At 68.8% G+C, this 20,911-nt stretch carries 12 protein-coding genes; 7 read left to right on the top strand and 5 right to left on the bottom strand.

Translation table 11 applies throughout. From position 1 onward, the window contains the following. The first annotated feature begins 139 nt into the window (after positions 1–139). Complete coding sequence (locus ACUSIJ_RS13695) at positions 140–367, top strand: hypothetical protein (protein ID WP_449308961.1); 228 nt, start codon at positions 140–142, stop codon at positions 365–367. Positions 368–546: 179 nt separating this feature from the next. Here the strand turns inward: ACUSIJ_RS13695 and ACUSIJ_RS13690 are convergent, their stop codons facing one another. Both ACUSIJ_RS13690 and ACUSIJ_RS13685 read right to left on the bottom strand, forming a co-directional pair. Further along, a complete protein-coding gene (locus tag ACUSIJ_RS13690) occupies positions 547–4,893 on the bottom strand; it encodes a translocation/assembly module TamB domain-containing protein (RefSeq protein ID WP_449308960.1) in 4,347 nt (1,448 codons plus the stop codon). Then, complete coding sequence (locus ACUSIJ_RS13685) at positions 4,890–7,028, bottom strand: autotransporter assembly complex protein TamA (RefSeq protein ID WP_449308959.1); 2,139 nt, start codon at positions 7,026–7,028, stop codon at positions 4,890–4,892. The genes ACUSIJ_RS13690 and ACUSIJ_RS13685 overlap by 4 nt, the downstream gene beginning before the upstream one ends. 576 nt (positions 7,029–7,604) lie before the next feature. Here ACUSIJ_RS13685 and ACUSIJ_RS13680 point away from each other — a divergent pair. Next, the gene (locus ACUSIJ_RS13680; protein WP_449308958.1) at positions 7,605–8,636 is read left to right on the top strand and encodes a patatin-like phospholipase family protein; all 1,032 of its coding nucleotides are present in this window, start codon (positions 7,605–7,607) and stop codon (positions 8,634–8,636) included. Between the two features lie 51 nt (positions 8,637–8,687). On the opposite strand, the gene ACUSIJ_RS13675 is transcribed toward ACUSIJ_RS13680, so the two are convergent. Both ACUSIJ_RS13675 and ACUSIJ_RS13670 read right to left on the bottom strand, forming a co-directional pair. Beyond that, positions 8,688–9,122: a CBS domain-containing protein gene (locus ACUSIJ_RS13675; protein WP_449308957.1), complete on the bottom strand. Its 435-nt coding sequence runs from the start codon at positions 9,120–9,122 to the stop codon at positions 8,688–8,690. Positions 9,123–9,366: 244 nt separating this feature from the next. After that, complete coding sequence (locus ACUSIJ_RS13670; RefSeq protein WP_449308956.1) at positions 9,367–10,188, bottom strand: rhomboid family intramembrane serine protease; 822 nt, start codon at positions 10,186–10,188, stop codon at positions 9,367–9,369. A 392-nt stretch (positions 10,189–10,580) separates the two neighbouring features. On the opposite strand from ACUSIJ_RS13670, the gene parE reads away from it, so the two are divergent. Next, a complete protein-coding gene (gene parE / locus ACUSIJ_RS13665; RefSeq protein ID WP_449308955.1) occupies positions 10,581–12,752 on the top strand; it encodes a DNA topoisomerase IV subunit B in 2,172 nt (723 codons plus the stop codon). Between the two features lie 288 nt (positions 12,753–13,040). After that, complete coding sequence (lexA, locus tag ACUSIJ_RS13660) at positions 13,041–13,766, top strand: transcriptional repressor LexA (RefSeq protein ID WP_449308954.1); 726 nt, start codon at positions 13,041–13,043, stop codon at positions 13,764–13,766. Positions 13,767–13,793: 27 nt separating this feature from the next. On the opposite strand, the gene ACUSIJ_RS13655 is transcribed toward lexA, so the two are convergent. Next, positions 13,794–16,052: a ComEC/Rec2 family competence protein gene (locus ACUSIJ_RS13655; protein ID WP_449308953.1), complete on the bottom strand. Its 2,259-nt coding sequence runs from the start codon at positions 16,050–16,052 to the stop codon at positions 13,794–13,796. Positions 16,053–16,330: 278 nt separating this feature from the next. On the opposite strand from ACUSIJ_RS13655, the gene gltX reads away from it, so the two are divergent. The 3 genes from gltX to ACUSIJ_RS13640 all read left to right on the top strand — a co-directional run bounded on the left by gltX (position 16,331) and on the right by ACUSIJ_RS13640 (position 20,899). After that, complete coding sequence (gene gltX / locus ACUSIJ_RS13650) at positions 16,331–17,758, top strand: glutamate--tRNA ligase (RefSeq protein ID WP_449308952.1); 1,428 nt, start codon at positions 16,331–16,333, stop codon at positions 17,756–17,758. Positions 17,759–18,224: 466 nt separating this feature from the next. Then, positions 18,225–19,517, top strand: coding sequence for a citrate synthase (gltA, locus tag ACUSIJ_RS13645; protein WP_449308951.1), 1,293 nt, complete (start codon positions 18,225–18,227; stop codon positions 19,515–19,517). Positions 19,518–19,981: 464 nt separating this feature from the next. Then, positions 19,982–20,899 carry an ABC transporter permease subunit gene (locus ACUSIJ_RS13640; protein ID WP_449308950.1) on the top strand — a complete coding sequence of 306 codons (918 nt, stop codon included), beginning with the start codon at positions 19,982–19,984 and terminating at the stop codon, positions 20,897–20,899. Positions 20,900–20,911 lie beyond the last annotated feature (12 nt).

The raw sequence follows: 20,911 nt of genomic DNA, 5'->3' as shown, positions 1-20,911 counted from the left end.
GCCATACCTGCGACTTTAGGCTAACATGGTGACATGACGAACGGCACGAAAGGGGGTCGCGGCCAGCGATCATTTGCCGTTTTGTAGATCCGGCGCCTCTGCGCCGGGCATGGACAAACACAAAAACCAGGAGAAAACCATGCAAGACGACCTGCAAAGGCCGGTGCGGCTGCAATACTGGTCGGTTGACCGGGAAGCCCGCCCCGAGGACGCCATCGAATTCCTCACCCTCCACGACGCCGTCGCCTTCGCGATGACGCAGAGGCCCGGCAACCGGGAGATCGCCTGGATTCGCACGGCCGACGGCGAGGTTCTGCTGCCGCCGCGCATCATGGCCCTGTGGGAGCTGCGCAAGAGAGCCGCCTAGAGCGTTTTCAAGCAAAGTGGACACCGGTCTGCTGAAGAAGGCGCGTTAAATCAAAAAGATACCGCATTTCTGCGTTTCAGTGAAACGCAGAAATGCGGTAGAGGCCATGAGTGGCTATAGAGCGGGGTGACGTTTCGCACGAGTCGTCATCGCGGGGCGTCCGCATCACGCTCCGGCGTTCAGTAGTCCCACTCCATGCCGATGCCGACCGCGCTCGAGCCGTCGGCCCCGGCCTCGCCCTGCAGCTTGATGTGATCCGTGATGTTGACGTCGACGGTCACGCGGCTCGAGGCGGCGGACGCGCCCTGCTTGACGCCCAGATAGATGTTGTCGTTGATGCGCTTGCCGACGCCGACATCGACATTGCCGGCATCGTCCGTGCCGACGTCGACCGAATCGAGCCCCAGTGAACGCCCGACATCGCCGAGCCCGCCGCTGCTGCCCATGCCGGTGAGCTCGGCGATGGCGCGCGCGAGCCTGATGGTCTGGGCCGTGGACAGGCGCGTCACCGGCCGCCCGAACAGCAGGCGGGCGAAAACCTCGTCCTGCGGCAGCTCGGGCCGGGACGAGATCGACAATTGCGGATTGGAGGCATAGCCGGTCACGCCGATCTGGGCCGTGACGTCGCTCGCCGGCGCCTCGGCCAGAAAATCGAGCGTCGGATCGAGGCTGCCGCCCACGAACGAGACCTCGCCACGCGTGAACGTCAGCGTGCGCCCGACGGCGGAGAGCGTGCCGCGGCGCATCTGGAAGCCGCCGTCGATGATCGGGTTGTTGCTGTCGCCCCGCACCCTGAGCGTGCCGCCGAGCTCGGCGTTGATACCCTGCCCGCGCACGAAGACGCGGGTGGGGGAATTCACCGTCACGTCGAGCCCGAGCGCGAACGGCCGCTGGGCCGCCGCCTGCGCCTCCGCCTCGGCGGCGCGCTCGATGCGCGCACGCACGCGCGGCGGCGGGTGGACGTGCTGCACGACGATGGGGGTCAGCGACAGCGGGAAGCGGTTCGGGATGGTGATCTGCAGGTTGTCGATGTTGATGGTGCCGGCGAGGTTCGGCGCCTGCGCCAAAGGCCCCGTGACGCCGAGATCGAGGCTCGCCACCATGTTCACCATCTCGCTGCCCACGAGCTGCGCCCTTTGCGCACGGATGGTGATGTTGCCGGGAAAGCCCGCCGCGGGATCGACCGTCACCCGCCCCGAGCCCGTCACCGCGCCGCCGTTGCGGGTGCGCGCCGAGAGGGTCGTGACCGTCAGCTCGCGCTCGTTGCCCGTGAGCACGAGCTGGATGTTGTCGAAGTAGAGCCCCTGCACCGGATCGACGAACCGCCCGTTGCCGATGCGCACGTTGCCGCCGATGGCCGGGGCGGCCGTGGTGCCGCGGATGCGCAGGTCGACGTTCGCCGTGCCGGTCAGCACCTGCCCGCTGGCGGACAGCACCGCGTTGGCGATGCCGAGATCGATGGGCCCGGTCACCGCCAGATCGAGGTTGCCGTCGCCGAGCGGCGCCGATCCCTGCACGCGCAGCGTCACGTTGTTCTGGCCGCGGATGGTGGCGTCCGTCGTCACCCTCCCCTGCCCGAGGGTCCCGTTCGCCGCGATCGTCAGCGGCTGCAGGCCGGCCTCGCTCATGGCCGGCAGACTGAGGCCGGCGACGTTGAGCTGATAGCGCCCGTCGGGACGGGCGGCCGCGCCCGTCACGCTCGCCTCGCCGGAGACAGTGCCGGCGAGCCCGAGGTTCGGTGCGAACAGTTCGGCGATGGCCAGCGGGAAATTCTGGATCGTCGTGTTGAGGTTGAGACGTTCGCCCGCCTCGCCCGCCACCCTGAGCCGGCCCGGGCCGGAGCGCAGTTCCAGATCCGAGATGCGCACCCCGCCGCCGGCGAGGTCGATGCGCGCGTTCGGCTGGACATCGATGCGCTGGTTGCCGCGCGACACGCGCGCCTGATTGATGACGACGCTCGTCGCCTCGCCCAGCGTCACCCGCGCCGCCGCCGTCACGTCCGACCCCTGCACCACGCCGTTGAGCGCGATATCGTTGGCCGTGCCGCTGCCCTTCGCCGTCAGCGCCAGGCGCGACACATCGACGCCGCTGGCATTGGCGCCTTCGACATCGACCCGGGCATCGAGCACCGGCTGGCGCAGCAGATCGCGCCCCGACGCATCGATCCGCACCTGCCGCACCGATGCGCCGAAGCCCGCGAACCGCTCGACCGAGCCGGACACGCGCGCGTTCTGGCCGCCGCCCTCCGCCGAGAGGTCGGCCTGCAGATCGACACGCCCCGCAAGGTCGGTGAGCAGCAGCGGCCCCAGATCGCCGAGGTTGCCGGCGGCGATGTTGATGCGCCCGCTCGCGAGCTGCGCCGGATCGAGCGCCACCGCACCCGTCACGGCCACGGAGCCGAGCGCCATGTCGAGCCCGTCGATCCGCATCGCGCCGTCCGCGGCGCGCGCGAAGCGGCCTGTGCCGCGCGCCGGGCGGCCGTCGACCGTGCCGCCGAGCTTCAGCAGCGCCGTGGCCGCGCCGAGCAGGTTCTGGGCGTCGATATCGAGCTGCAGCGCCTCGACCGGCCGACCCATGGCGCGTGCCCGCGGCACTGACAGGCTGGCCGTGCCGTTCAGATTGTCGAGATCGCCGGTGAGCGCCAGCGTCAACGCGCCCTCGCCCTGCAACTGCGGATCGAGCTTCGCGAGGTCGGGGAGCGACAGCCTGGCGCGCACGTCGGCGCGCTCAGGCGTCGCAGCGCCGTCCGCCGCGAGGCTGACATGGGCGCCGCCGACCTTGAAATCCTCGAAGCCGAAGCTGCCGTCCTCGGCCCGGTTGACGCCGCCCGACAGCGCGATCCGGCCGCCCGTCAGGCCGTCGGCGGCGGCAACGCCGGTGTGCAGCTTCTCCACCGCGCCGTCGAGCGTCACCGCAAGCCGCGACAGGTCGAACGCCACGTCGACGTCGGCATCGAGCCTCGCGGTCCCGGCGATGTCCGGTCCGGCGAAGGCGCGCAGGGCCGCAAGGTCCGCCCGCTCCAGCGCGATCTTGCCGATGACCTCTCCGGGATCGACGAGCCCGGCAAAGCGCAGCGACAGAGGCGCGAGCGCCAGATGCGCCTCCTCGATCTGCGCGACGAGCGAGCGATCGGCGCTGCCGCGCGCATCAAGGCTGACGGCGCCGCCGAGCGCCCGCGTCAGCGCCTCGTCGGGCGTCGTGAGACCGCCGACGTCGCCGTCGAGCGTGAAATCGAAGCGGGTATCCTCCTGGCGCACGTCGCCGTTGCTGCGGGCGTCGAGGGCGACGCTGAGATCGGTCACGCCGTAGTTCTCCGCCGCCAGATCCGAGGCGGTCGCCCTCGCTGAGACCGTGAGCGCCGACAGCGTGCCGCCGACGTCGGCCTCGAACGTCGCGCCGGACCAGGATACCGGCACCGGCGACAATCCGGCGAAGGCGGCGGGCGCGCCCGCCTCCACGCTGAGCGTGGCGGACACCGCTTCCGATCCGGGCTCGAAGCGCCCCTGCGCCTCGGCCTGTGCGGCGGCCGACGTGAGCCGGGCGCGCGTCACCTCGATGGCGCCCGCATCGTGGAAGCGGGCCTCGACGGCGACATCGCTCTGTCCGGCCGCGAGCGGCGCGAGCGTGTCGGGCAGCAACGCCGCGATATCGGCGTTGATCGTCGCGGTGAGCACCCGCGCGTCGTCGGCGCGCCTCACCGCGACCACGCCGTTGGCCCCGGCCTTGCCCGCCATGTCGAGCACGAGCTGGCCCTGCCAGTCGTCGAGCGGCCCCGCGCCCTTGGCGGCGAATGACAGCGGCGGCAGATCCTCGACGCCGGCGATCTGCGAGACGATGCCGCCGGCCGGCTCCTGCGCGGCCACGTCGAGCGTCAGGATGTCGCCGTCGGGCGCGAAGCCGAAGCGGCCGACGATGCGCCCCTCCTGCCCGTCGATGCGGTCGACCGTGAGGTCGACGTTCAGCCCCTGCCGGTAATCCACCAGTTGCGCCGAACCCGCGACGCTGAGACTGGCCGGCTGCCCGAACAGCGCCTCGCCGAGCGCCACCTCACCGACGGCGAGCCGTTCGAGCGTGATGCCGAACGGCAGTTGCGGCAGGCCGCCGCCGGCAGTGTCGGAATCCTCCGGCTCGTCCGTCCCCGACGACGCCGGTGCGCGGGCGACGGTGACCTTGTCCGCCTCGACCACCTCGATGTCGAGCACGCCGCCGAAGAGCGACAGCGGCCGCCAGGACAGCCGCGCCCGGTCGATATCGAGCCAGACGCCCCCGGCGTCGCCGACGCGCACGTCGCGCACCGTCATGTCGAAGGGCACCGGCCCCTCCAGCCTGCCGATGGCGAGCGTCAGATCCGGGCCGCTCACGACGCTCTCTATGACGTTGACCAGTGCCGCCCGGCCGGTGTCGGTGCGGGTGAGGAACAGGAAGCCGCCCACGAGAGCCACGAGGATGCCGGCAGCGAGCCGCAGCAGAAGCCCGCCAATGCCGATGCGCCCGCGTCTGCGCCTATATCCGTTGCGACCGATCAAAACGCTTGTCCCAGGCTGACGTAGAGTCCGTAGGGTGGATCGCCCCGCTCGCGGTTGAGGCCGCGCGCGACATCGAGGCGAATCGGGCCGATGCTGGTGTAATAACGCAAACCGAGGCCGGCCGAGTACCGCAGCGATTCATCAAATTTCGGTGTAGCGGAGCTGTAGGCCATGCCGGCGTCCGCGAACGCCACCACACCGATGGTGTCGGTGATCTTGGCGCGCGCTTCCACCGACGCCTCGAACAGGCTGCGCCCGCCGACCACCACGCCGAGGTCGTCCTTCGGGCCGAGGCTCTGGTAGTCGTAGCCGCGCACGGAGCCGCCGCCGCCGGCGAAGAACCGGTGCGGCGGCGGGATGTCCGCGAGCCCCGCGCCGACGATGGAGCCCACCCGCGTCCGCCCCGCGAGCACGTAGCGCGCGTCGCTGTCCAGCGGCAGGTAGCCGGAAAGGGTGACGTCGATCTTGGTCATGTCCACCGTCGATCCGAGGAACGACGGATAGGGCGTCACCTTGGCCGCGACCCGCACGCCGCGCGTCGGATTGAGCTTGTCGCCGGTGTTGTCGTAGTTGAGCTGCACTGGCAAGCCGACAAGGGTATACCAGCCGCTGTTGGTGTAGCTCGTGTTGGTCGGGGCGGTGAATTTGGCCCGCTCGACGTCGATGCCGATCTGCCCCCACAGCTCGTCCGAGAACGTGCGCTTCACGCCGATGGAGCCGATGAAGCCCTGGCGGGTGTAGGTCTGGGTGATCTCCCTCAGCGCCGCCGCCTCGACGATGAGATCGTCCTTGACGGTGAAGATGCCGGGCTTGAGGAAGCTCGCGCCGATCTTGTAGCCGAGCTTCTCGATGGTGCGCGCCCGCGAGCGGCCGTTGATCGTATCGACGTCCGTGCTCGACACCTGCGCCTCCAGACGCAGGCGCTCGGCGCCGCCGAACAGGTTGCGGTGCCCCCAGTAGACGTTGGCGGCCGGGCCTTCCGTCGTCGAATACTTGGCGCCGAAGCCGATGAAGCGCGGCAGCCGCTCGCTGACCTGCACCTCGATCGGCAGGGAGCCGTCGGCGTTGAGGTGGTCGGCCTCGATCACGCGCACGGAATCGAACACGTCGTAGGCGCTCAGGTCCCGCCGCAGCCGCGCGGTGGCCTCCGGCGAAAAGATCTCGCCTTCCTTGAAGGGCACGCGATCCCTGACGAAATCGGGATCGAGCCTGTCGGTGCCCGACACCGTGACCGGCCCGAACGTGGCGCGCCGGCCGGGATCGACGTGGAAGACGATATCCATCGTCTGGCGGGAGTGATCGACGGTCGCCTGACGCGCCGGCACCTTCGCCAGCGCATAGCCCTGATTGCGAAACTCGCCGATGAGCGCGGTTTCGGCCCGCAGCACGTCGGCGCTCACCGCGGGCTCGCCGGCCTCGAGGCCGAGCTTCGCCCAGTCGGGCGACGGAAGCGGGCGGCGGGTCGTGGCGTCGATGAGCGCGAAGCGCCCGAAAACGTAGCGTTTGCCGGGCGTGACCCTTATCCGCACCGGCACGGGGCCGGAGCGGCGCGCCGCCTCGATGCGCGCCGTGACCGCGGAGCTGTCGAGCGGCTCGCCCGCCAGCAGGATGTCGATGCGGCCGTCGTAGTAGCCGAGCGCCTCCAGCGCCGAGATCAGGCGGCCCTTGTCGGCGTTGGCGCGCGCCACGAGCCCTACCGCGCCGGAGGGCTGCTGCCGCTGCAGGCGCGCCAGGTCGGACACGTCCTCGAGCTGCTCCGCCGCGCTGTCGTCGGGAATGTCGAAGGTCACCGTGTAGCTCACGCCATCGGGAACGGGGATGGTCTCGGCCTCCTCCACCTCGGGCTCGCGTCCGAGCAGGCGATCGTAGAGGCGGCCGAAGAACGAGCGGCGCGGCGCCCCGCTGTCCGCCTCGGCTTCGGTCTCGGCGGACTGCGGCGCGAGAAGCTGCGCCTCGGCCCGCCCGGCGATCGCCACGGCCGAGACGAGCGGCAGCGTCACGACCCCGGCGAGCCACAGCAGCGCGAGGGGACGCGCGTCGCGTCGCCGCCGGCGCTCCGGCACCGGCACTGCCCCCGGGCGGCCGGCTGTCCGGCCGATCGGCGCGGCGGGCGGGATGGTCCGGTCTTCACTCACGCGCCTTCGGGCCTCCAACGCAAACACACCTGCTATACCATCATGGAGCGAAAGATGCATGGCCCGGAATGCCCTCCGGGCAACACGAGCGCTCCGTCGACCGCGCGCCGCGGCAGCCGCTCCCGCCGCCGCACCGAACCGCCATCGCCCGCCCGGCAGCAGCGCCATGCTTCCGGGTATGAGACGAATATCGCAGGGATTGTAACGAATCGCACTTGGCCATTGGTTAACACTGACGGAGAATTCAGCAATTCCAATACCCGGTGACGATGGCGGGGTGCGCCGAAGCCGGGCAAGTTTCGCGCAAGCCATATTCCGGCAGGATATCATCCGGAGCTTCGGAACAGGCCCCCTCGCCCGGCCCGCTTCCTCGTCCTCCAGGGGCGGCGGGCACGGGAGCGCATGGAGGCAAGGCCGGAGATCCGCCCGCGCCGGTCACATAACCGCCTACAAGAACTTATAAAAAAGAACGACTGGCTGACGACGGACCGATGATCGCCCCGGAAAGCACCCGCGTTTTTTCAGAGGTATGTTATCTTGCTGGAGGAGATTTTCCGGTTCACGGGTAAGTTGATCATGGAGCAGCACCGCGCGGGAGACGATCCGCCGGAGCACAGACCGGGGCCCGACGGACAGCGCGCGGAAACGGATGAGACGCCGGCAGGCGGCATGCGCTTCGGCCTGGCGCTCGGCGGCGGCGCGGCCCGGGGCTGGGCGCATATCGGCGTGCTGAAGGTGCTCCGGCGCGAGGGGCTGCAGCCGTCCGTCATCGCCGGCACCTCCATCGGCGCGGTCGTCGGCGGGTGCTATGCCGCGGGCAAGCTCGACGAGCTCGAGGATTTCGCCCGCTCGCTCACCAAGCGCCGCGTCGTCGGGCTGATGGATTTCCACATCAACGGCTCGGGCCTGCTCGCCGGCGATCGCCTGCAGAAACTGCTGGTGGAGAACCTCGGCGCGCTGAAGATCGAGGAACTGCCGCTGCGCTTCGCGGCGGTGGCGACGGAACTCGGATCGGGCCACGAGATCTGGCTCACGCGCGGGCAGCTGGCCGAGGCGCTGCGCGCCTCATATGCTTTGCCGGGCGTGTTCGACGCGGTGAGACTCGGCGGGCGGTGGCTCATGGACGGCGCGCTCGTCAACCCCATCCCGGTGACGGCGACGCGGGTGCTCGGCGCGGAAGCCGCCGTCGCGGTCAACCTGAACGGCGATCCGCGCGCCCGCACCGCGATGGGACCGACCCTCGATCCGGAAGAGGCGCAGGAGCTCATCGACAGCGCCGAACATCCGACGGACAGCCTGCTGCGGCGTTTCTTCGCGCCGTTCCAGAGCGCGCTTCCGGGCGCACGCGGACAGCAGCGCCGGCCCCGCGCCCCCGGCCTCGCGACGGTGCTGATGGACGCGTTCAACATCACGCAGGACCGAATCGCGCGCTCGCGCCTCGCCGGCGACCCGCCGGACATCACCATCGCGCCCCGCCTCGCCCATGTCGGATTGTTCGATTTCCACCGCGCGGGGGAGATCATTGCCCTGGGCGAGAAGGCGACGGAGCGGGCCCTGCCCGACCTGCTGGAATACCTGCGCGGCGAGGACGGGGCGGAGCCGCGCTGATCCGTCCCCGCCCCCGGGATTTCACCTGACCTCTTCAGGTCACTATTCACGTCACGCAGTGGCGATGTACTCGCGCAACGCCTGGTGCTCGGTCTCGAACTCCGCCAGCCGGTGCTTCACCACGTCGCCGATCGAGATGATGCCGGAAAGCCTGCCGCCCTCCATCACGGGAATGTGACGGAAACGGCCGGCGGTCATCATCTCCATGACATCCTCGATGGTGTCGTAGGGCGTGCACGTCTTCACCCGTGACGTCATGACGCGAGACACGGTGTTGTCGAGTGCGCGCGGCCCATCCTGGCCGAGCATGCGCACCACGTCCCGTTCGGACAGTATGCCGAGCACCGCTCCGTCGACGCCGGTCACCACCAGCGCGCCGACACCCCGCGTCGACAGCACGTCGACGGCCTCGTGCAGCGTGCGCTGGGGCGAAATCGTAATGACGGAACGCCCCTTGGACGAAAGAATTGCGGCGACTGTGCCCATATCAACCTCCCTCGATATTCACTGAACCGCAGCGCGCCCGACAGGCGCGGCGGCAGCAGAGCGGTCCGTTTTTCGGTATCTTCTTCGTTATTATCGTGTGTTCTGTATTGTTTACGGGCCCGATCTGCGCACCGCCGTCCATGGGCGGCCTTGAGGCATATTCTGCCTTCCGCCGGCGTGTATGGCAAGGCCGTGAAGCGGCCGGAACGCTTTCCCGCCAACGGAATCGACCGAATCGACGCGTTCAGGAGCGTCGTGCGGCGGGAGGGACGGGATCGAGCGGCCGGAACAGGGCGAGGCCCGCGAGGAAGCCGCCGATGTGCGCCTCCCACGCGATCGCGCCATCGACGCCGAAGGCGCCCGAGGCGAAACCCGCGATCAGGTTGATGACGAGCCAGGCGATGATGAAACCCAGCGCCTGCCTGTTTTCCAGCAGGTTGACGAGCGGCTGCGCCGGCGCAAACAGCACCGATGGCGTGGACCGCCCGAAGACGGCAACCTGCCCGGAGCCGAAGACGAATCGCGCCGCCGCCGCCATCACCCCCGAAATCGCCCCCGAGGCGCCAACCATCGGCGTGACGTCGACGGGCCGCATGAGCCAGTAGAACAGCGATCCTGCGACAGTCGCCGCGAGGAACAGCAGCAGAAACCGCGCCACGCCGAAGCGCCACGCCACCGGCGTGCCGAAGGCCAGCAGCCACAGCGCGTTGAAGCCGAGATGCATCCACGATCCATGCAGCAGGCCGTAAGTGACGACGGACCACGGCGCCGGCCCCTCCGTCAGGACGAAACGCGTCAGCGCCATCTGCATGCCGCCGCCGGCGAAAGCGGATTCGAACAGTTCCTGCGCCCGCGAGGGGTCGAAAAACACGGTCAGCCGTGCCGGAATGAAGGCGAGCGACAGCATCAGGTGGGCGCCTTCCCCGTCCGGAAGCAGCGTGCGCAGGGCATGGATCGCCGCCAGCACGGCGATGACGGCGAGGACCACGCCGGGCACGTTGAACGCCGGCTCGCGCACGGGCGGACGGCCACCGGGCCGCGGGTGGGCTTGATAGTCGTCGGACACGCAATGTTCCCTGCGCTGGAGAAAGGATGACGCGGATGCCGCGGGTGGAGCGGAAGCGCGCCACGATAGCACGATGCCGCATCGACGCCAGCGCCGCCGGAAACGCGGCTTATGCACGGGTTAATTGCGGATTTTCATCCTCCAAGATTGTGGCCGGCGATGCCGCCGTGGCATTCTTGATGCGTTTTCCATACTGGGTCGTCGTCACAGGTCATGGTTCCCCGGCCCCTTGACAGTTCGCGGTACAACTGCATGTTTCCTGTCCGTTCGCCTCGGACGCATGCGGTGTCGCCGTGCATGTCCTGTCCGGGGCGTTCCATTCGGATCGTCCCATGTCGGGTTGTCCCTGGCATGGCTGGAATCTTCATCGGCGGATTGGAATACGGGCGGGCATGATGACGGATGGCAACGACCTTTTCGGCACCCCGGCAGGCGGGGGCGGCGCCGAGCCGGCCACCAGGACGGGCGTCAGCTCTTCAGGCGCCGGTTCGGCCGCCAGAGCCGCCTCCGGCCGTGCGGCTGCCGCGGCCAGGAACGTGGCCGCCGTCAAGCGGGAACAGGCGCAGGCTGCCGGGAACCCCGGCCAGCCCGAGGCAGGCTATGACGCCTCGTCCATCGAGGTGCTGGAGGGGCTCGAGCCCGTGCGCCGGCGTCCCGGCATGTATATCGGCGGCACGGACGAGAAGGCGCTGCATCACCTCTTCGCCGAGGTCATCGACAACGCCATGGACGAGGCCGTGGCGGGATACGCCGGCTTCATCGAGGTGGAGCTGTCGGCCGACGGGTTCCTCGCCGTCACCGACAACGGGCGCGGCATTCCCGTCGATCCGCATCCGAAGTTCCCCGACAAGTCGGCGCTCGAGGTGATTCTCACCACGCTGCACGCCGGCGGCAAGTTCGATTCCAAGGTCTACGAGACATCGGGCGGCCTGCACGGGGTCGGCGTGTCGGTGGTGAACGCGCTCTCGGAAAAGCTCGAGGTCGAGGTCGCGCGCGGGCAGATCCTCTACCGGCAGGAGTTTTCGCGCGGGTTGCCGCTCGGGCCCCTCGCGACGCTGGGGCGCGTCAGCAACCGGCGCGGCACGCGCGTGCGTTTCAAGCCGGACGCCGAAATCTTCGGCCCCGGCACGCGGTTCGATCCGGCGCGCCTCTTCCGCATGGCGCGCTCGAAGGCGTTCCTGTTCGGCGGCGTCGAGATCCGCTGGCGCTGCGCGCCGGAACTGCTGCCCGCCGGCGGCAAGGTGCCGGCCGAGGCGACCTTCCGCTTCCCCGGCGGCTTGCGGGACTATCTGGCGCAGGAGATCGAGGGGCGCGAGCTCGTCGTCGACACCATCTTCTCCGGCCGCATCGACAAGTCCGCCACCAACGGCAAGGCAGGCACGACAGGCGCCCCGACGGGAGCCCACGGCTCGCTGGAATGGGCGATCGCCTGGTACACGCAGGACGACGGCCACGTCGCCTCCTATTGCAACACCATCCCGACGCCCGAGGGCGGCACGCACGAACAGGGCCTGCGCGCCGCCCTGCTGCGCGGCCTGCGCGACCACGCCGAGCGCGTCAACCAGTCGAAGCGCGCGGCGCAGATCACCGCCGACGACATCATGACCTCGTGCGCGGCAATGCTCTCGGTTTTCATCCGCGAGCCGGAATTCCAGGGCCAGACCAAGGACCGGCTCGCGACGACGGAGGCCGCGCGCATCGTCGAGAACGCGGTGCGAGACGCCTTCGACCACTGGCTCGCCGCCGCGCCCCAGCAGGCCTCCCGGCTCCTCGACTGGACGGTGGAGCGCGCCGAGGAACGGCTGCGCCGGCGCGCCGAAAAGGAAGTCGCCCGCAAGACGGCGACGCGCCGCCTGCGCCTGCCCGGCAAGCTCGCCGACTGCACGCGGGCGGGCGCGGAGGGGTCGGAGCTCTTTCTGGTCGAGGGCGATTCGGCCGGCGGATCGGCCAAGCAGGCGCGCGACCGCGCCACGCAGGCCATTCTGCCGTTGCGCGGCAAGATCCTCAACGTCGCTTCCGCCGGACGCGACAAGCTTTTGCAGAACCAGCAGATCGCGGATCTGATGCTGGCGCTGGGCTGCGGCGCGGGCTCCGCCTATCGCGAGGCGGACCTGCGCTACGACAAGATCATCATCATGACCGACGCCGACGTGGACGGCGCCCATATCGCCTCGCTCCTCATCACGTTCTTCTGGCAGCAGACGCCGCGCCTCATCGACGGGCGGCACCTGTATCTGGCCGTGCCGCCGCTGTTCCGCCTGAGCCAAGGCGGCAAGACCGTCTACGCCCGCGACGAGACGCACCGGCAGGAGCTGATGCGCACGACCTTCAAGGGCAAGAAGGTGGATATTGGCCGCTTCAAGGGCCTCGGCGAGATGCTGCCGGCGCAGCTCAAGGAAACCACCATGGATCCGCGCAAGCGCACCCTGCTCCGGGTGGTGGTGGATCACGACGCGCGGCCCGAAATCGGCGAGGCGGTCGAGCGGCTGATGGGCAACAAGCCGGAAGCCCGCTTCTCCTTCATCCAGGAACACGCGGCCTTCGCCACGGATCTGGACATCTGAGATCTCGACATCTGATCCGCGGCGGGCCGTCGTCCGCGGGAACGCGGCCAGCCCCGCCACAGAATCGACGCTGTAGAATCGGCTTTCCCTGTGCGCCGGCCGATGAAAGTCGCACCGCCAGGCGGAAATCGGCGCGCCGCCCCGCTCCAAACAACAAAGTTTTAAGGCTTATCGTGAACAGTGACGCTTGCGGAACACATTAAGAACGTGTATGGTGTTCGCGTTTCGTTTCGTGCCTCGTCATTTGACGTTACGAACTGGCGGAAATCCCGGGAGGACGCGTAATCCATGCTGACGCGCAAGCAACACGATCTGCTTCGGTTTATTCATGAACGGATGCGCGAGTCCGGAGTTCCTCCTTCGTTCGATGAGATGAAGGACGCGCTGAACCTGCGCTCCAAGTCGGGGATCCACCGGCTGATCATCGCGCTCGAGGAGCGCGGTTTCATCCGCCGGCTGCCGAACCGGGCGCGCGCCATCGAGGTGATTCGGCTGCCGGAAGTGCCGACCGCGCCGGTGCCGCGCGGCCGCTTCAGTCCGAGCATCGTCGAGGGCGGCCTCGGCCGCGCTCCCGCCGGCGGACGGGCCAACGTCGACAGGCCCGTGCAGGAAATCGACCCCGTCTCCTCCGGCGGGCTTACCATTCCGGTGATGGGGCGTATCGCGGCCGGCACGCCCATCACGGCGATCCAGAATTCGAGCCATTCGCTGACCCTGCCGCCCGAGCTGCTGTCCCCCGGCGAGCATTTCGCCCTGGAAGTGCGGGGCGATTCGATGATCGAGGCCGGGATTCTCGATGGCGACACAGTCATCCTGCGTCGGCAGGACAACGCCGACACCGGGGACATCGTCGTCGCGCTCATCGATGACGAGGAAGCCACCCTGAAACGCCTGCGCAAGCGCGGTTCCTCGATCGCGCTCGAAGCCGCCAATCCGGCCTACGAGACGCGTGTTCTGGGGCCCGACAGGGTGCGCATCCAGGGCAAGCTCATCAGCCTCGTCCGCCGTTACTGAGGCCGCTGGCAAGGCCCTTCGGGGACGTCACCGATGGGCCGGACGTCGCCAGGGCCGGTTGTCGGACGATCCGGCATCACCTGCCCGGACATTGCCGTTCTCGCCGTCCGGCCGGCCCCTGATGACGAGATCGTCGCCCTCGAAAATCAGCGCCAGAGCGCCGTGCCGGTCGAGGTCGGTTCTGTCGATGACGTGGCGGGCGGCGCAGTTTTCCGGCGCGCGCCAGCGCGTCACGACAACGGCGGCGCGGGTACAGTCCTCGTAGGCGGCCCGCTCGTCGAGGGCGAAGGCGACGCTGCGCCCCTCCGGCAGCACGGTGACGCAGCCGATGCGGTCACAGGCAACGCCGGCACGCAGTGATGGATCACCCGCCCGGCGCGGATCGCCGTCCGACCGCAGCCATTGCTCGACGGTGAAGGCGGACGGGCGGCCGAGAACGAGATAGCGGCCGTCCGCCGCCCGTACCATCGCGCCCCTGCCTTCGCGGTCGATGAGCATGTCCGGCCGGTCGGGCATGGCGGCGAGCGCCACGCCGAGGCCCGCCGGGAGGATGGCGAACCATCTGAGCGGCGTCGTCCAGAGGCAGGTCCACAGGAGGGCTGCCACCAGCAGGACCAGCACACCCGGCCCGAACGAGGGCACCACGACCACGGCGCCGGCGAACCCCTCGATGATCGTCGAGCCGGCAAGCACCGGCGCGGCCGCGAGGCCGGCCAGATGCCAGAACGGGCCGTCGAGCCCGAGCGGATAGGCCATGACGCCCATGAAGGCGAGCGGCATGACGAGCAGTTCCACCAGCGGCAGGCCGAAGGCGTTGCCGACGAGCCCCCACGGATTGAAGGTCTGGAAATGATAGGTGCTGAACGGGCCGGTGGCCAGCATCGCGACCACGGTCGTGGCCGTGCTGACGACGACGAGCCGGTAGAGCCGCCCGCCGCGCAGCCCGGCGTCCGGCAGATGCAGGCCGCCGCCTTCCCTGAGCGGCATCATGCCGTGCGCCCGCGCGCCGTCGCTCCACCGCTCGAACAGCGCGATCAGCGCGGCGACGCCCGCGAACGACATCTGGAAGCTCGGCCCGAGCAGGGTTTCGGGCTGGAACGTGAGGCAGACGAAGGCGGCGAGCGCGAGATTGCGCATGGAGAGCGCCGGCCGGTCCGCCAGGATCGCGCCCATGACGATCAGCGTCACGACGAGCGCCCGCAACGTGTCGATGCCCGCACCCGAGAACACGCAATAGACGCCGGCCCCGGCGATGCCCGCCACCGCCGCCGCCTTGCGCACCGGCCGGCGCAACGCCATGCCGGGAGACAGCGCCAGCAGGGCGCGCGCGAGAAAGAAGATCGTCCCCGCAACCAGCGTCATGTGGAAGCCGCCGATCGACACCACGTGGTAGATGCCCGCCGCGCGCAGGGATTCGTTGGTTTCGTCGGTCAGCATGCCGCGCTTGCCGGTGACGAGCGCCGCCACGAAGGCCGCCTCCTGCCCCCGCGCCCGCTCCTCTCCGTCCTTGCCGTGGCCGCTACCCTGCAAGGGGCCGCCGCCGGCCTCGATGATGCGACGTGTCAATGCATTGCGATGATTGTCTATCCACGCCGCGAGCCGGGCGCCCGGCGGTGTCGGCGGATGCCGGCCGGCGATCGCCTCGACCCGGCCGTTGACGGACCCCACTGCGCCGATGCCGCCGAAGAACGCGTCGCGGGCGAAGTCGTAGCCGCCGGGGCGCGCCGGCTGCGGCGGCGGCACCAGCCGCGCCGTGGCCACGATGCGCGTTCCGGGCGCGATGGCCGTGCCGCGGCGCAGGCCGATGCGCACGCGGGCCGGCCGCTCCCCCGCCGCGAGGCCGCCGATGTCCTCCACGTCGATGATGGCGCGCGGCCCCTGCGGCCGCTCCTCGACGGAGCGCACGAAGCCCGTGACCGGCGCAATGACCGTGCGGTTGAGCACCGGCTGCGCCACCCATTGCGTGCGCATCGCCGCCATGGAGAAGCCGAGGAACAGGACGCCGGCGGCCATGGCCGCCGTCCGCGCCCGCCAGTGCCCGCGCAGCATGACGGCGACGGCTATCATGACGGCCGCCGCCACGGGGCCGGACCACGGCGCGGGCTCGCGGTCGGCGGCGAAATAGAACGCCACGCCCGTGCCATAGGCCACCGGCAGCCAAAGGAAGAGCCGCCGGCGCTCGGCTTCCAGCGCGAGCCAGCCCGTCAGCCGCACGCGCCAGCGGCTGCCGAGATCGCCGGCCTCGGCGGCTGCGAAGCGCAGCCACGCTGGCGCCGCGAGGGGCATGGCCCCCCACCCTCTCCTGCCCGCGCGGTTCACGCCGGGTCCCGCGTCCAGTGCGGTGCGCGGCCGGCGATCTTTCGCATGATGCCTACCCCATACGCCCAAGTCATGATACAGAGCGCCGATGCCGCGTTGCGCGGCGCCCGAGCCGTGTTACACCGCCCATTATCGTCTTCCGGGGCGATTGCGCCAAGCCCGATTTGTCACATCCGTCACGACGGCGCGACAAATCCGTGGTACGTCCGTCGCCCGCCGTCAACGTTTGTGGATCAGTCGCTGCAATGACATCTCCCGTCGTCACGCGTTTTGCCCCGTCGCCAACCGGATTCCTCCACATCGGAGGCGCACGCACCGCGCTCTTCAACTGGCTCTACGCCAGGCGGCACAATGGAAAAATGCTGCTGCGCATCGAGGACACCGACCGCGAACGCTCGACGGAGGCAGCCGTCGAGGCCATTTTCGACGGCCTGCGCTGGCTGGGTCTCGACTGGGACGGCGAGGCCATCCGCCAGTTCTCCCGCGCCGATCGCCATTCCGAGGTGGCGCACGGCCTGCTGGCCCAGGGCCGTGCCTATCACTGCTATGCCACGCCCGAGGAGCTGGAGGCCATGCGCGAGCAGGCCCGCGCCGAGGGCCGCCCGATGCGCTACGACGGGCGCTGGCGCGACCGCGACCCGTCCGAGGCGCCCGAAGGCGTGCGCCCGGTCGTGCGGCTGAAGGCGCCACAGACCGGCGAGACGGTGATCGACGACGTGGTGCAGGGCCGCGTGACATGGCGCAACGAGAACCTCGACGATCTGGTGCTGCTGCGCTCCGACGGCACGCCGACCTACATGCTGGCGGTGGTCGTGGACGATCACGACATGGGCGTCACCCATATCATCCGCGGCGACGACCACCTGACGAACGCTGCGCGCCAGAAGCACATCTACGAGGCGCTGGGGTGGGACGTGCCCGTCATGGCGCACATCCCGCTCATCCACGGGCCGGACGGGGCGAAGCTGTCGAAGCGCCACGGCGCGCTCGGCGTCGATGCCTACCGCGCCATGGGATATCTGCCGGAGGCGCTGCGCAACTACCTCGTGCGGCTCGGCTGGGCCCACGGCGACCAGGAGATCTTCTCGACCGAGGAAATGATCGCGGCGTTCAGCCTGGAGGCCGTCGGCCGCTCGCCGGCACGGTTCGACTTCGTCAAGCTGGAGAATCTCAACGGCCATTACATGCGGGCGGCTGCGGACGCGGACCTCGTCGCGGCTGTGGAGCGGATCCTGCCCGAGGTCGGCCCGACGCGCGGACTTCCGGCGGCGCTCGATGCGCGCACGCGCGCCAAGCTCACGGCCGCGATGCCGGGCCTGAAGGAGCGCGCGAAGACGCTGCTGGAGCTGATCGAGGGCGCCTATTTCATCTTCGCCGAACGCCCGCTCGCTCTCGACGACAAGGCGCTCTCGCTGCTGGGCAACGGCGGACGCGAGCGTCTGCGCACCGTGGCCGACAAGCTCGGCGCGGTGGCGCAATGGTCGCCCGAGGCCACCGAGGCGGCGGTGCGCGAGGCGGCGGCGGAGGCCGGGGTCAAGCTGGGACAGGTCGCCCAGCCCCTGCGCGCGGCGCTCACCGGGCGGGCTACGTCTCCGGGCCTGTTCGACGTGCTCGCCGTGCTCGGCCGCGACGAAAGCCTGGCCAGAATTGCCGACCGGCTCACCGAGGCGTGACGCTTCGCACCCGGCGGGCACGAAACCATGGCATTAACATGGTCAACGGTTACAAAACTGTAATACTGAAACTCGCGGCGCCGACCCCTCTCCATGGCGTCGGTGCGGCCGCCCCGGCCTATGCGGGCGTGGCCCTCCTGCGGCAGACTCCATCGATAAGCCTTGAGTGTTAAAGGGTTATTCCTGCCTGCGAAAATGTGCATCAAGAGTATGCCATAACCACCCGATTTTCATCGGCTTGCGCATGCCGCGGCGTGGCCTGGACGGGTTTTTGCGGGGCGGCTGGCCGCTCGCGGCGCGACGCAAGTCGATCAGCGATGCTTGAACGTCGGCTCCGAATGCGCTAGGCAAGCAGCCGTCTTACCTCGGATCGGATCGAAAACCACAGATTGTCGCGGATTTTTTATGGTCATTCCATTCCCGGCTGTGCGGCTTTCGCCAGATCACTCAGCAAAGGGATTCATCCATGAGCGTGAAGACGAGCACGTTGACGATCGGCGACAAGGCGATCGAACTGCCGGTTAAAGATGGCACGATCGGCCCGAGCGTCATCGACATCGCACCTCTCTACAAACATTCGGGGATGTTCACCTACGACCCCGGCTTCACGTCCACCGCAAGCTGCGAATCGCAGATCACCTACATCGACGGTGACGAGGGCGTGCTGCTTTACCGTGGCTACCCGATCGAGCAACTCGCCGAGCACGGCGACTTCCTCGAAACCTGCTACCTGCTGCTCTACGGCGACCTGCCCACGGCGGCGCAGAAGCAGGACTTCGACTATCGCGTGACCCGGCACACGATGGTCCACGAGCAGATGAACCGCTTCTTCAACGGCTTCCGCCGCGATGCCCACCCGATGGCGGTGCTGGTGGCCTCCGTGGGGGCGCTGTCGGCCTTCTACCACGACTCGACGGACATCTCCGATCCGCAGCAGCGGATGATCGCCTCCATCCGCATGATCGCCAAGATCCCGACGCTCGCGGCCATGGCGTTCAAGTACTCGATCGGCCAGCCGTTCGTGTATCCCAAGAACTCCCTCGACTACACCGCGAACTTCCTGCACATGGCGTTCTCGGTGCCGTGCGAGGAATACGTGCCGAATCCGGTGCTGGCGCGCGCGCTCGACCGCATCTTCATCCTGCATGCCGATCACGAGCAGAACGCGTCCACGTCCACGGTGCGACTTGCGGGCTCCTCGGGCGCCAATCCGTTCGCCTGCATCGCGGCGGGCGTCGCCTGCCTCTGGGGCCCCGCCCACGGCGGCGCGAACGAGGCGGCCCTGCGCATGCTGGAGGAGATCGGCTCGGTCGATCGCATTCCGCAGTACATCGCCAAGGCAAAGGACAAGGACGACCCGTTCCGCCTCATGGGCTTCGGGCACCGGGTTTACAAGAACTACGACCCGCGCGCCAAGATCATGCAGCGCACCACGCACGAGGTGTTGAGCGAACTCGGCATCAAGGACGATCCGCTGCTCGACGTGGCGCTCGAACTCGAGCGGATCGCGCTCAGCGACGAGTACTTCATCGAGAAGAAGCTCTATCCCAACATCGACTTCTACTCCGGGATAACCCTCAAGGCGCTCGGTTTCCCGACCACGATGTTCACCGTGCTGTTCGCGCTCGCGCGCACCGTCGGCTGGATCGCCCAGTGGAAGGAAATGATCGAGGATCCGTCCCAGAAGATCGGCCGTCCGCGCCAGCTCTACACCGGCGCGCCCCAGCGCGACTACGTCCCCCTGGGGCAGCGCTCGTAATACCCGATCGCAACGGGTTCGGCGCCGAGACCGGGCCGGATCCCTGCGGCGATCGGGCAAGGCCGGCCCGGGACGCGGATTCCGGCATCCCATTGTGGCTGCGGCGTATGGCGCCGCAGCCATTTTCGTATGCTTCTGCCCCGCCTTTAGGCACTTATCGCTGGATTTCGTGCCGGAGGGCCTTCGTCGGCACTGGACAAGTTCACTGTTTTCGACTGCTATGGAAGACGGCACATCGAGGGAAACGTGCCGGCACAACGCGTGATCGGAGGCACCGTCAGCCAGGCCACAGGGCGGACCTATCCTACTAGATTACATTGATTCTCGCGCATGATGCCGCCGGAGCGGCGCTTATCGGGGGACGGCACCGCGTGGGTGCCGCCACGGGAAATTGCGTTCTTCACGTGCCGAATCGGCACGTGTCCCGGTCCTGATGCGAAAGGAACACAGAAGGCGCTTCGCCAATGGAAGTTTTCACGCAACAGCTCATCAACGGACTGACACTCGGCTCCATCTACGGCCTGATCGCCATCGGCTACACCATGGTGTTCGGCATCATCGGCATGGTGAACTTCGCCCATGGCGACGTCTTCATGGTCTCGGCCTTCATCGCGCTGATCTTCTTCCTGCTGCTGACGACCTGGCTCGGCGTCGGATCGGTCGCGCTGGCGCTGATGATCGTGCTGGTGCTCGCCATGCTGATGACCTCGCTGTGGGGCTGGACGCTGGAGCGGCTCGCCTACCGGCCCCTGCGCGGCTCATTCCGGCTCGCGCCGATGATCTCCGCCATCGGCGTGTCGATCTTCCTGTCCAATTTCATCCAGGTGACGCAGGGCGCGCGCAACAAGGCCGTGCCGCCCATCATCTCCGACGTCATCGTGCTGTTCGAGCGCAACGGCTATGCGGTGGCGCTGTCGTACAAGCAGATCATCATCGTATCGGTGACGGCGGTGCTGCTGACGGCGTTCTGGTTCATGGTGCGCAAGACCTCGTTGGGACGGGCGCAACGCGCCTGCGAGCAGGACCGCAAGATGGCCGCGCTGCTCGGCATCGACGTCGACCGCACCATCTCGCTCACCTTCGTGCTCGGCGCGGCGCTCGCGGCCGTGGCGGGCACCATGTACTTCCTCTACTACGGCGTGGTCGGCTTCGCGGACGGGTTCGTCCCCGGCGTGAAGGCGTTCACGGCGGCGGTGCTCGGCGGCATCGGCTCGCTGCCGGGGGCGGTGCTCGGCGGGCTGATCATCGGCCTCGTCGAGACGCTGTGGTCGGCCTATTTCTCCATCGAGTACAAGGACGTCGCGGCCTTTTCGATCCTTGCCATCGTTCTCGTCTTCATGCCGTCGGGCATTCTCGGCCGGCCCGAAGTCGAGAAGGTCTGAGGCGGGAGGCCG

The sequence above is a fragment of the Pseudochelatococcus sp. B33 genome, from assembly GCF_053570585.1.
Note: the sequence above shows the minus strand (reverse complement) of the source record. Positions and strands in the feature narration are given on the sequence as shown.